Source organism: Qipengyuania psychrotolerans, assembly GCF_019711355.1.
Lineage (GTDB): Bacteria > Pseudomonadota > Alphaproteobacteria > Sphingomonadales > Sphingomonadaceae > Qipengyuania > Qipengyuania psychrotolerans.
This window is the reverse complement of the sequence record NZ_CP081297.1, coordinates 169792-181983: the sequence shown is the minus strand read 5'-3', so window position 1 is coordinate 181983 and position 12192 is coordinate 169792. Positions and strand designations below refer to the sequence as shown.

Annotated in this window: 9 protein-coding genes; 2 read left to right on the top strand and 7 right to left on the bottom strand. The window is 60.5% G+C overall.

Annotated features, from left to right (window positions below; all coding sequences use genetic code 11):
* A complete protein-coding gene (gene trpS, locus K3166_RS00850; RefSeq protein WP_221422831.1) occupies positions 1 to 1053 on the top strand; it encodes a tryptophan--tRNA ligase in 1053 nt (350 codons plus the stop codon).
* On the opposite strand, the gene K3166_RS00845 is transcribed toward trpS, so the two are convergent.
* The 4 genes from K3166_RS00845 to K3166_RS00830 all read right to left on the bottom strand — a co-directional run bounded on the left by K3166_RS00845 (position 1054) and on the right by K3166_RS00830 (position 2377).
* The gene (locus K3166_RS00845) at positions 1054 to 1401 is read right to left on the bottom strand and encodes a heavy metal-binding domain-containing protein (protein WP_221422830.1); all 348 of its coding nucleotides are present in this window, start codon (positions 1399 to 1401) and stop codon (positions 1054 to 1056) included. It abuts the gene before it with no gap.
* A gap of 10 nt (positions 1402 to 1411) precedes the next feature.
* Positions 1412 to 1663 (bottom strand): hypothetical protein, encoded by a 252-nt coding sequence (locus tag K3166_RS00840; RefSeq protein WP_221422829.1) that lies wholly within the window; start codon positions 1661 to 1663, stop codon positions 1412 to 1414.
* A 59-nt stretch (positions 1664 to 1722) separates the two neighbouring features.
* Positions 1723 to 1959, bottom strand: a complete 237-nt coding sequence (locus K3166_RS00835; protein WP_050601763.1) for a DUF2312 domain-containing protein — start codon at positions 1957 to 1959, stop codon at positions 1723 to 1725.
* A 109-nt stretch (positions 1960 to 2068) separates the two neighbouring features.
* A complete protein-coding gene (locus tag K3166_RS00830; RefSeq protein ID WP_221423902.1) occupies positions 2069 to 2377 on the bottom strand; it encodes a DUF1244 domain-containing protein in 309 nt (102 codons plus the stop codon).
* A 46-nt stretch (positions 2378 to 2423) separates the two neighbouring features.
* On the opposite strand from K3166_RS00830, the gene pyk reads away from it, so the two are divergent.
* Positions 2424 to 3908, top strand: a complete 1485-nt coding sequence (pyk, locus tag K3166_RS00825) for a pyruvate kinase (RefSeq protein ID WP_221422828.1) — start codon at positions 2424 to 2426, stop codon at positions 3906 to 3908.
* On the opposite strand, the gene gltX is transcribed toward pyk, so the two are convergent.
* The 3 genes from gltX to rpoC form a co-directional block, all read right to left on the bottom strand.
* Positions 3905 to 5251, bottom strand: coding sequence for a glutamate--tRNA ligase (gltX, locus tag K3166_RS00820; protein ID WP_221422827.1), 1347 nt, complete (start codon positions 5249 to 5251; stop codon positions 3905 to 3907). The two genes, pyk and gltX, sit on opposite strands and share 4 nt — an antisense overlap.
* A gap of 73 nt (positions 5252 to 5324) precedes the next feature.
* Positions 5325 to 7670, bottom strand: a complete 2346-nt coding sequence (locus K3166_RS00815) for a putative bifunctional diguanylate cyclase/phosphodiesterase (protein ID WP_221422826.1) — start codon at positions 7668 to 7670, stop codon at positions 5325 to 5327.
* 160 nt (positions 7671 to 7830) lie between these two features.
* Positions 7831 to 12162 carry a DNA-directed RNA polymerase subunit beta' gene (rpoC, locus tag K3166_RS00810; protein ID WP_221422825.1) on the bottom strand — a complete coding sequence of 1444 codons (4332 nt, stop codon included), beginning with the start codon at positions 12160 to 12162 and terminating at the stop codon, positions 7831 to 7833.
* Between the last annotated feature and the right edge of the window lie 30 nt (positions 12163 to 12192).

Here is a 12192-nt window from a genome sequence, read left to right as displayed (position 1 = left end):
ATGCGTGTTGTTTCCGGCATCCAGCCTACCGGCAATCTCCACCTCGGCAATTACCTGGGGGCGATCCGCAATTGGGTGCGGATGCAGGATGAAATGGAAGCGGCGAACCGCGCTCATGCAGCCGAAGGCGGTAGCGCAAATAACCAATGCCTGTTCTTCCTTGCTGACCTTCATGCAATCAGCCAGCCACACGATCCGGCAGAGCTGCGCAAGGCCACACTGGAAATGGCTGCCGCGCTGGTCGCTTGCGGGATCGACCCGCAGCGCAGCGTCCTGTTCAATCAGGCGCAGGTGCCGCAGCATGCGGAGCTGCAATGGCTGCTGTCCGGGACGGCGCGCATGGGCTGGCTCAACCGCATGACCCAGTGGAAGGACAAGGCAGGCAAGAACCGCGAAGGCCAGTCGGTTGCGCTGTTCACTTATCCTGTGCTGCAGGCTGCCGACGTGCTGCTCTATCAGGCGACGCACGTGCCTGTGGGCGAAGACCAGAAGCAGCATCTCGAGCTGGCCCGCGACATCGCGCAGAAGTTCAACAATGATTTCGCGGCCGAAGACGCGCCGGTCTTCACCCTGCCCGATCCGATCGTCCCCCCGCAGGCTGCGCGGATCATGTCCCTGCGGGACGGTATGGGGAAGATGAGCAAGTCAGACCCGTCCGAGATGAGCCGGATCAATCTTGTCGACGATGCCGACACCGTCATGAAAAAGGTCAAGAAGGCCAAGACCGACCCGGAACCCTTGCCGAGCGAAGAAGCTGGCTTGGCGGGCCGCCCGGAGGCGCTCAACCTGGTGACCATCTACGCTGCTTTGTCGAACAAGTCGGTCAAGGACGTCATGAGCGAATTTGGCGGCGAAGGCTTCGGCAAGTTCAAGCCCGCGCTGGGCGAACTGCTGGTCGAGACATTGCGCCCGATCTCGTCACGCTTGACCGAATTGCTCGAAGATCGCGAGGCACTGGACGCCATCCTCGCGCGCGGGGCAGCACAGGCGCGCGAGATCGCGGTTCCAACGTTGAATAAGACCTACGAGGCGCTCGGCCTGGTACGCGGTTGATCAGATCTTGACGGCGGTGCCGCTGGCGCTGACCATCAACATCGAGCCAGTATCGCCGATCACCTCGTAATCGAGGTCGATACCGACCACCGCATTGCCGCCGCGTGATGCGGCTTCAGCCTGTATTTCCTCGATCGCCTGTTCGCGGGCATCGCGCAGAATACGCTCGTAACTGCCAGATCGGCCGCCCACGATATCGCGGATATTGGCGAACAGATCGCGGAACAGGTTCGCTCCGACGATGACTTCACCGGTCACAATGCCGAGGTATTCCTGAATCGGCTTGCCCTCGATGGTGGGTGTCGTCGTCACGATGACACCGCGGGCGTCCTTCCATGGTCCTGCCATGTTGGTTCTCCTATTTGCGGTTGGGGATGGAAGCGCGCAGGAAGCCGGCCACAAAGCCAAGCATCGCACCGAACTGCCAAGCGGGGATCGCCTCGCCGAAGATCGCTCCGGTCAGGCGGCTGAAGACTTGCGGGAAAATCAACCCGCCGAGCCAGCCGGCCGCAGCGCCGAATAGCATGGCCAGAAGTGATACGATCGCAAACAGGATCGGGCCCGCCAAAACGAACCCGATCAACGCTGCACCCTTGCTTGCCTGTGCCATTCTTTCCTCCCGTTGAATTAGTGCATTACCACACTAACACGCAAGGAAAGTCAAGCAAATCAGCCCATTCCGAGCGCGGCCTTGTACGTATCGAGGATCGTTTCCTGCTCGCTGCGCTCGTCAGGCTTCATTTTACGCAGGCGGATGATCTGGCGCATGATCTTAGTGTCGTAACCGACAGCCTTGGATTCGGCATAGACGTCGCGGATGTCGTCGGCGATGCCCTTCTTCTCTTCTTCTAGGCGTTCGATACGCTCGATCAGAAGGCGCAGGCGGTCGTCGGTGGCTTCGGCCATGGAAATTCAGCTCCAGAAGATAAAGTGAGAATCGGTTGGCCAGTGCGAATAGCCACGCATGGCCTGCGGGTGAAGTCAGCGACTCGCCCTTCCCCGCGATTTTTGTTGGCTAGGCGTTTTTCGTCAGGCTCGTTTCCATGCGCCTCAATTGCTCCGGAGTCGGGGCCGGCTGGCGGGTCGCCTTCCATTCATCCTGTGGCATCCCGTGGATCAATTCCCGTGCTGCAGCCTTGTCGCCTTCATATCCTGCGTCGCGGATCCAGTCGGCCAGGCAGTTACGGCAGAAGCCCGCAAGCCCCATCAAATCGATGTTCTGCGCATCGTGCCGATGCTGGAGGTGGAGCACCAGGCGGCGAAACGCCGCTGCCGCAACATCATCGGGAAGCTCGTCGAGGGTTGCGGGTGCATTCGTAACCATGTCATCGTCCTTGAAATGTCGCACCGCCCTGCCATAGCGATAGGCCATGGCAAAGCCCCTCATTGAGCGCGACGGCGCACCCAAGCTCGATCCCCGCGGCCGCAAGGTCAAAATTCTTGCGACGGTCGGTCCCGCCAGCCGCTCTCCCGAAATGCTCGCGCGCCTGTTCAGGGCCGGTGTCGATGCCTTCCGCGTCAACATGAGCCACGGCGAGCACGAGACCCATGCCGAGACGATCAAGGCGATCCGCGCGCTGGAAAAGGACTTCCATCGCCCCATCGCCATCCTCGCCGATCTCCAGGGCCCGAAACTGCGCGTCGGCAAGTTCAAGGACGGCAAGGCAGTCATTCGCCACTCGGGTCACTTCACGCTCGATCGCAATCCGGAACCGGGTGATGAAACCCGTGTCGAACTGCCGCATCCCGAATTGTTCGGCCTGCTCAGCAAGGGCCAGCGCCTGCTGATCAATGACGGCAAGATCCGCCTCAAGGTCATCAGCGCCGACGACGACGAGATCAAATGCTCTGCCGAAGTCGGCGGGGTAATTTCCGACCGCAAGGGCGTGAACGTCCCCGATGCGGAGGTGCCGATCCCGGCGCTGACCGAGAAGGATCGCAAGGATCTGGCGTTCGCCGTCCAGCAGGGCGTCGACTGGATTGGCCTCTCCTTCGTTCAGCGACCGGAAGACCTTGCCGAAGCGCGCAAGCTGATGGGCGGATACGGCGCGCTATGCGCCAAGATCGAAAAGCCGATGGCCGTGCGCCGGCTCGACGAAATCATCGAACTGTCCGATGGCATCATGGTTGCCCGCGGCGACTTGGGCGTCGAACTGGAGCCGCAGGAAGTTCCCCCGCTCCAGAAGATGATCGTCAACAAGACGCGCACTGCAGGCAAGCCAGTCATCGTGGCGACGCAGATGCTGGAAAGCATGATCGAGAGCCCTGCCCCGACACGGGCCGAAGTGTCCGATGTCGCCAATGCGGTCTACGACGGTGCTGACTGTGTCATGCTGTCGGCCGAAACGGCAGCTGGCGACTGGCCGGAAGAAGCGGTCACGATCATGCACAAGATCGCCCGGCAAGTCGAAAGCGACGAAGGCTACCTGCCTCGCGTCCGCTTCCTCGATACTCCGCCGGACAAGACCACCGCCGATGCGCTGGCGCACGCCTGCATGACCGTGGCAGACACTGTCGCCATCTCGGCAATTACGGTTTTTACGGGCTCTGGCAGCACTGCGCGCCGCGTTGCCCGCGAGAGGCCAAGCGTGCCCATGTTGGTGCTGACCCCCAGCATGCGGACCGCCCGGAGACTGTGCCTTCTGTGGGGTGCCCACGCGGTCGCAACCAAGGACATCGGCAGTTTTGAAGAGATGATCGCCAAGGGAAAGCGCATGGCTCTGCGCCATCGCTTCGCAGAAGCAGGCAGCAAGCTGATTGCCCTGGCAGGCGTGCCATTCGGCACTCCGGGATCAACCAACCTGATGCACGTGGTGTCCGTAACCGGCAACGAACTCGAAAAGCACGAAAGCTAGGACGCAGCCTGCTCCAGCCGGGCACGCGCTTCAGCCTCGCCGATCAGCGGCAGCAATTCGCCCATGTCCGGGCCGTGATCCATGCCTGTCAGTGCCTGACGGAGCGGCAGGAACAACTGCTTGCCCTTCCGCCCAGTCGCGGCTTTCATTGCAGCCGTCAAACCGTGCCAGGGGTCTTCGCTCCACTCCAGGGCACTTGCGGCTTCCCCGACGTAGGCCTTGTCCTCGTCTGAAAACTCCGGCTGGTCGATCGGGCCAATAACAAGGCGCCACCAATCGACGGCTTCGGAAACGTGGCTCAGGTTTGGCCGGATTGCGTGCCACCCCGCCTCGTCCATACCTTCCGGAAGGCGCGGCGCGGCCATTGCGAAATCCATCTGGTGAACCAGCGCGGCATTGACGCGGTCGAGTTCTGCGTCGTCGAACCGCGCGGGTGCGCGGCCGAACTTTCCGAGATCGAAAGTGTCGATCAGCACGCTGCGGTCAGCGATCGGCTCGACCGGCAGGCTGGTGCCCAGCCGGGCAAGCATGGCGATGATCGCCTGCGGTTCGATGTCCCTTTCCCGAAATGCATCGCAGCCCAGTGAACCCAGACGCTTTGACAGCTTGCCCTCCTTTCCCACGAGCAAGGCCTCATGTGCGAAACGCGGCATTTTTGCTGCAGCATATTGTGCAGCAATAAGTGCGGTAAACATCTGAATTTGCACAGCAGTATTGCTAACGTGATCTTCACCGCGCAGCACGTCGGTGACACCCATATCAAGATCATCGACCGCGCTCGGCAACATATAGAGCCAGCTGCCGTCGGCGCGCCTGATCACCGGGTCGGAAAGCTGTGAGGCATCGAATTTCTGGACGCCGCGCACAGCATCGTCCCACGTGATTGCCTCGGAATGATCCAGCTTGAAACGCCAATGCGGCGCGATCCCCGCCGCTTCTTTTTCCGCACGCTCGGCATCGGTCATGTTCAATGCGCCGCGGTCGTAAATCGGCGGCAGTCCGCGGCCGAGCTGGATCTTGCGCTTGAGGTCAAGTTCCTGCGAAGTTTCATAGGCCGGATAGATTCGTCCAGCTTGCAGGAGCGCATCAAACGCCGCCTGATATTTCTCGAGCCGCAGAGATTGGCGCTCCTCACCGTCCACGTCGAGGCCAAGCCACGCGAGATCGGCGCGAATGGCATCAACATATTCCTCGCGGCTACGTTCAGCATCCGTGTCGTCAATCCGGAGCAGGAAGCGCCCGCCGTTTTTCTTCGCCAGCATCCAGTTGTGCAAGGCGGTGCGGATATTGCCGACGTGGAGACGCCCGGTGGGCGATGGTGCGAAACGCGTGATCGTAGTCATGCGCGCGCAGATAGCGCAGCCCGCGCGTTATGGCGAGAAAAGCATTAGCGGTTTTGTGCAGTTCGAGCCGGCATCATGCTACCTTGCCGCCGCGCCTGCGCAATGCGGCCTTGCGGGCTTGACGGTAGTCGATAACCGCTTTGTCGAGGCGCGGATCAGAAGCGTCGCCCGATATATCCCGGTCATCATTCGCAAGCGCTTCGGCCAGCATAGGCTTGCAGATGAGGAATCCCTGCGCTTCCTTCACGCCGAGTTTGCGCAGCAGGTCGAGCTGTTCGCGGTCTTCAATGCCCTCCGCGGTGGTTTCCATATTCATGGCCTCGGCCAGGCGAGTGATCGTAGAAATAATGGCCTGGCTGCCAATTTCGCCGCAAGCATCTTTTACGAATGCGCGGTCGATCTTGATCCGGTCGAACGGGAAGCGGCGAAGGTACGCAAGCGAGGAATAGCCTGTACCAAAATCATCCAGAGCGATCCTGACGCCCAATTTGCGCAATGCAAGCAGGGTGTTTTCGCTCGCATCGCTGGAATCCATCAGCACATGCTCGGTGATTTCCAGCTCCACGCGCTCGGGCGGGAAATCGGTGGCCCGCAAGGCCTGGGATACGGCCGACACGAGCTTGGCATCCATGACCTGCGTCGTGGACAGATTGATCGCGACCCGGAAATCGCCTTCCCACCCTGAGGTTTCTTGCAGCGCGCGGTTGATTACCCATTCGCCAAGCTGGACGATCAGGCCTGATTCTTCGGCAATCTGCAGGAAGTCGCCGGGTGCCATTACGCCGCGTGTCGGGTGATACCAACGCAGCAGAGCCTCATATCCGGTTGTCTGGCCCGTCTCCAATTCGATGATGGGCTGGTATTGAAGTCGCATTTCATCATTGGCGACCGCTTCGCGCAGGTCGGATTCAATAGCGCGCCGCTCGCGTGCGGCCTGGTCGAGATGCGGCTCGAACAGCGCCAGATTATCGCGTCCCTTGTTCTTTGCGGCATAGAGCGCAAGGTCGGCGCGGCGCATCAGCTCTTCGGCGTCGCAGTCCCCTTCCGTGCAACGCGCAACGCCAACGCTGGTCGAAACGCGGTATGATTGCCCGTCTATTTCGTACGGTTCACGCACAACCGACAGAAACCGGTGGGCGCGTTCGATCAGCATTCCGTCCCCGGCGCGGGTTTCGATCAGGATAGCGAATTCATCGCCGCCAAGGCGGGCGACAAGATCCATATCCCGCACCTCGCCAGCGAGGCGTTTGCCCACTTCTCGCAGCAGGCGGTCCCCAACCAGATGGCCGCGCGTGTCGTTGATGGCCTTGAAGTCGTCGAGGTCGAGGTAGAATAGCGCGATGTTCGCGCCGCGAGACTCGCTTTCACCGAGCAGTTCCCGCAGCCTCTCGTTGAACAGGTAACGGTTCGCAAGACTTGTGAGATCATCGTAATGCGCCATGAAAGTGACGCGCTGTTCGATGAGGCGGTCTGCTGTCACATCTCGGGCAATGCCGCCCATCAGGCCATCGCTGCGGGGCCTCGCGGAGAGCTGCCAATACCGCGTCTCTCCAGCGACTGTAACGGCCACTTGCACATCGCGAAACGGGCGGCCTTCAACGAGGCACCGGGACAAGGTGTCCCGCCCAGCTCCTGCCTCCACCAGATCTAGAATTGACGTGTTCTCGGCTGCTTCTGGCCGCATTCCGAGCGCCTGGCCAAACCGTTCGCTGACCTCTCGAAGCCTGCCGCCATCGTCGACGATCCACAGCCAGTCGGTCGATTGTTCCTCGTAATCATGGAGGAGCATCGCAACCGTTTCGGCAGCATCCGCCCGCTCGATATCACTGATGACGGCGGCTTCGAACGCAAGATCCATCCGTCCCACGGCGCGCCACAAGGTGAGCGCGTAGATGCCCAGGACAAGCGCAATGGGTGCAGCCTCCCGTCCGACGGTGATCCACGCTGCGGCACTCAGCGAGGCCAAGAGCAAGGCGATATGGGCATATCCCGCGAGGGGTGCGGCGCGGTGGATCAGCAGTACGCCCACCATCATCGCTGTGCCGACGACAGCGAGAATGGCGATCTCCAGGCCTTGGGCGACCAAGGAGAACAGGATGAAGCCTGCGGCCCAGAGCACGCTCGTCATGATCATGGCGGCAACCACGCGGCGGTAATCCCGTGCCAGCGTTGCGCCATCAAGATCATCCGGCTCGAGCGAACCGAAATAAAAGCCGCGCAAGGCGAACAGCAGGATCGCGGAACCTGACCACAAGACGAGCGGCACCCGCCATTCTGCTTCGTCAAATCCGATCAGGAGAACGAGCACCGAGGCGACAGCGGAGAAAGTCGCCAGCGGATTGCCGGCAATGATCGCGCGCAATCTGCGCACGAGCAAGAGTCGGCGCACCTCGTCGCTATTCGCGGTCGGTCTTCCCATGCTGCCCCCGGTCACCATGCAAATTGCGCTGGCTTGCTGCACAATAACCGAATTCACGGCCCGATGTATAGCGGCTTCGTTTTACATTTCGGCCAGACACGAAAAACCCCGCCGGATCGCTCCGGCGGGGTCTGTCGATTAAATGGAACCAAAGTCGGGCTTATTCGCCGTCCTTCGCCTCTTCGTTGAGGTAGTCACCCGCATCGGCATCGGTGCCGTGGGTTTCACCCTCTACTGCCGCCAGCGGATCGTCGCCGATTGCTGCTTCGGGGCCCTGGGCGAGTTCCGCCTCGTGCTCTTCTTCAGCTGTGTTGGCAGCGATGATCGCTTCCTGCGTTTTCTTCCACTGAGCGCGCAAGGCGGCATCGCGGCTGGAGGCGGTGACGCGCATCCGGTTCATGCCCGCGCCGGTACCGGCGGGGATGAGACGGCCCACGATCACGTTTTCCTTCAGTCCGACCAGCGTGTCCTTCTTGCCCTCGACCGAAGCCTGGGTAAGCACGCGAGTGGTTTCCTGAAACGATGCGGCCGAGATGAACGAACGCGTCTGGAGCGAGGCCTTGGTGATGCCGAGCAGGATCGGAGTGCCGGTGGCTTTCTCCTTGTTCCGGCCAAGCTTCGCGTTGGTCTCGTTCAGTTCTTCCAGATCGACCTGTTCGCCCGGCAGCAGCACGGTGTCGCCGCCATTGGTGATTTCAACCTTCTGCAGCATCTGACGAACGATCGTCTCGATGTGCTTGTCGTTGATCTTCACGCCCTGCAACCTGTAGACTTCCTGGATCTCGGTGCACAGGTATTCGGCCAGCGCTTCAATCCCGAGGACATCGAGGATGTCATGCGGGTTCGGCGAGCCCGAAATCAGCGTATCGCCCTTCTTGACGAAGTCGCCTTCCTGAACGTCGATGATCTTCGTCTTGGGGATCAGGTATTCTACCGCATCACCTTCCTCGGGAACGATCGCGATCTTGCGCTTGGCCTTGTATTCGCGGACGAATTCGATCTTGCCGGAAATCTTGGCGATGATCGCATTGTCCTTCGGCACGCGGGCCTCGAACAGTTCGGCGACGCGCGGCAGACCACCGGTGATGTCACGGGTCTTGGCGGCTTCACGCGAAGCACGGGCAAGGATGTCACCCGCTTCGACCTGCTGGCCGTCCTCGACCGAGATCGCGGTACCGGGTGCGAGCATGTAGCGCGCAGCTTCGGTCTCGTCGGTCTGGCCTTCACCCAGCAGCGTAAGACGCGGACGAAGATCTTCCTTCGCTGCACGTCCGCTGGTGCGGATTTCGGTGACAACACGCTGGGCGATACCGGTAGCATCGTCGACGCGTTCTTCCATCGAAGTGCCGTCGACCAGATCCTGGAAGCGAACAACACCCGAAGTTTCGGTGATGATCGGCAGTGAGAACGGATCCCATTCTGCCAGACGATCGCCTTCCTTCACCTTGCCGCCATCCTTGTGCATCAGCACGGTACCATAAGGCACCTTGTGGATTTCGCGTTCGCGGCCTTCGGCGTCGATCACGGCCAGCTCGCCGTTACGGGCGAGCGACAGGATCCGGCCCTTCTTGTCGACGATCGTCGGCATGTCGCGATAAACGACCTTACCGTCCGAAATCGATTCGAGATGGCTCGTTTCGTTGAGCTGCGCGGCACCGCCGATGTGGAAGGTACGCATGGTCAGCTGGGTGCCCGGCTCACCGATCGACTGTGCAGCGATAACGCCGACAGCTTCACCGATGTTGACCGGAGTACCGCGGGCAAGATCGCGGCCGTAACAGGTCGCACAGACGCCCATCTTGGCTTCACAGACCAGCGGGCTGCGGATCTTGGCAACCTGCGTTTCCGCTTCTTCGATTTCCTTGACCATGGGCTCGTCGAGCAGCGTACCGGCCTTGACGATCACTTCGCCTGTTGCGGCGTTGACGATGTCTTCTGCCAGCGTACGGCCGAGGATACGTTCACCGATCGAGGCGATAACACTACCGCCCTGGACGATGGCACGCATTTCCAGCGCGTTGTCGGTCTTGCAGTTCTCTTCAACGATGACGCAGTCCTGCGAAACGTCGACGAGACGGCGCGTCAGGTAACCCGAGTTCGCGGTCTTCAATGCCGTATCCGCGAGACCCTTACGGGCACCGTGAGTGGAGTTGAAGTATTCAAGGACGTTGAGGCCTTCCTTGAAGTTCGAGATGATCGGGTTCTCGATGATCTCGCCCGAAGGCTTGGCCATCAGGCCGCGCATACCGGCAAGCTGCTTCATCTGCGCGGGGCTACCACGCGCACCGGAGTGGCTCATCATGTAGATCGAATTGATCTGCGCTTCCTTGCCGTCCTTGTCGACCGGCTGCGACTTGATCTCTTCCATCATGGCATCGGCCACCTTGTCGCCGCACTGGCTCCAGGCGTCGATGACCTTGTTGTACTTTTCCTGCTGGGTGATCAGGCCGTCCTGGTACTGCTGCTCGTAATCGGCAACCAGTGCCTTGGTCGATTCCACCATGCCCACCTTGCTGTCGGGAATGATCATGTCGTCCTTGCCGAACGAGATGCCGGCCTTGAACGCGTGGCGGAAGCCCAGCGACATGATGGCGTCGGCGAACAGGACCGTGTCCTTCTGGCCGGTGTGACGATAAACTTCGTCGATCACGTCGGCGATGTCCTTCTTCGTCAGCAGGCGGTTGACGATGTCGAAAGGAACCTTGTGGTTCTTCGGCATGCATTCACCGATCAGCATACGACCAGGGGTCGTGACGAAACGCTTCATCGCGACCTTGCCCTTTTCATCCGCTTGCGGGACGCGGGCCATGATCTTCGAGTGCAGCGTGACCGACTTGGTTTCGAGCGCATGGTGCACTTCAGCCATGTCGGCGAACAGCGGCAGGATCTCGTGATCGTTGCCCTCGTCATCCTTGGTGAATTCGGGAGTCTTTTCCTGACGTTCCATCGACAGGTAATAGATCCCCAGCACCATGTCCTGCGAAGGAACGATGATCGGCTTGCCGTTTGCGGGCGAGAGGATGTTGTTGGTCGACATCATCAGGACGCGCGCTTCCAACTGGGCCTCGAGGCTCAGCGGAACGTGCACGGCCATCTGGTCACCGTCGAAGTCGGCGTTGAACGCGGCGCAGACCAGCGGGTGAAGCTGGATGGCCTTACCTTCGATCAGGACGGGTTCGAATGCCTGGATGCCAAGACGGTGAAGTGTCGGAGCACGGTTCAGGAGGACCGGGTGCTCGCGGATGACTTCATCCAGGATGTCCCAGACTTCCTTGCGTTCCTTTTCGACCCACTTTTTCGCCTGCTTCAGGGTCATGGAAAGACCCTTGGCGTCGAGACGGGCGTAGATGAACGGCTTGAACAGTTCGAGCGCCATCTTCTTGGGCAGGCCGCACTGGTGCAGCTTGAGTTCCGGACCGGTCACGATGACCGAACGACCCGAATAGTCGACGCGCTTGCCGAGCAGGTTCTGACGGAAGCGGCCCTGCTTGCCCTTGAGCATGTCGGACAGCGATTTCAGCGGACGCTTGTTGGCACCCGTGATGACGCGGCCGCGGCGGCCGTTGTCGAACAGTGCATCGACAGCTTCCTGCAGCATGCGCTTCTCGTTACGGACGATGATGTCCGGTGCGCGAAGCTCCATCAGGCGCTTGAGGCGGTTGTTACGGTTGATGACGCGGCGATAAAGATCGTTGAGATCGGACGTCGCGAAACGGCCACCGTCCAGCGGGACGAGCGGGCGCAGTTCCGGCGGAATGACCGGCACGACTTCAAGGATCATCCACTCGGGACGGTTGCCGCTTTCAATGAAGCTTTCGACGACCTTCAGGCGCTTGATGATCTTGGCGGGCTTCAGCTTCGACTTGGTCGTCGCGAGCTCTTCCAGCAGGTCCTCTTTCTCCTTTTCGAGATCGAGGTCCATCAGCATCATCTTGACGGCTTCGGCACCGATGGATGCCGAGAATGCGTCTTCGCCGTACTCGTCCTGGGCTTCGAGCAGTTCGTCTTCGGTCAGAAGCTGGAACTTCTCCATCGCGGTGAGACCCGGCTCGACCACGATGTAGCTTTCGAAATAGAGCACGCGCTCAAGCTGCTTGAGCTGCATGTCGAGCAGCAGGCCGATGCGCGATGGCAGCGACTTCAGGAACCAGATGTGCGCAACCGGCGCAGCCAGTTCGATATGGCCCATCCGCTCGCGGCGGACCTTGGTCACGGTGACTTCGACGCCGCACTTTTCGCAGACGACGCCCTTGTACTTCATGCGCTTGTACTTGCCGCACAGGCATTCGTAGTCCTTCACCGGACCAAAGATGCGGGCACAGAACAAGCCGTCACGTTCGGGCTTGAACGTACGGTAGTTGATGGTTTCCGGCTTCTTGATTTCGCCGAAGGACCACGAGCGAATACGCTCGGGGCTGGCGATGCCGATCTGGATCTCGTCGAAGGTTTCGGGCTTCGCGAGCTGGTTGGTGAATTTGGTCAGTTCGTTCATGACTTAAATCCCTGTCGGGTTAATTCTGTT

Coding starts and splice junctions, on each gene's coding strand:
- trpS (WP_221422831.1), top strand. CDS start 1: ATGCGTGTTGTTTCCGGCATCCAGCCTACCGGCAATCTCCACCTCGGC.
- K3166_RS00845 (WP_221422830.1), bottom strand. CDS start 1,401: ATGGCAGGACCATGGAAGGACGCCCGCGGTGTCATCGTGACGACGACA.
- K3166_RS00840 (WP_221422829.1), bottom strand. CDS start 1,663: ATGGCACAGGCAAGCAAGGGTGCAGCGTTGATCGGGTTCGTTTTGGCG.
- K3166_RS00835 (WP_050601763.1), bottom strand. CDS start 1,959: ATGGCCGAAGCCACCGACGACCGCCTGCGCCTTCTGATCGAGCGTATC.
- K3166_RS00830 (WP_221423902.1), bottom strand. CDS start 2,377: ATGGTTACGAATGCACCCGCAACCCTCGACGAGCTTCCCGATGATGTT.
- pyk (WP_221422828.1), top strand. CDS start 2,424: ATGGCAAAGCCCCTCATTGAGCGCGACGGCGCACCCAAGCTCGATCCC.
- gltX (WP_221422827.1), bottom strand. CDS start 5,251: ATGACTACGATCACGCGTTTCGCACCATCGCCCACCGGGCGTCTCCAC.
- K3166_RS00815 (WP_221422826.1), bottom strand. CDS start 7,670: ATGGGAAGACCGACCGCGAATAGCGACGAGGTGCGCCGACTCTTGCTC.
- rpoC (WP_221422825.1), bottom strand. CDS start 12,162: ATGAACGAACTGACCAAATTCACCAACCAGCTCGCGAAGCCCGAAACC.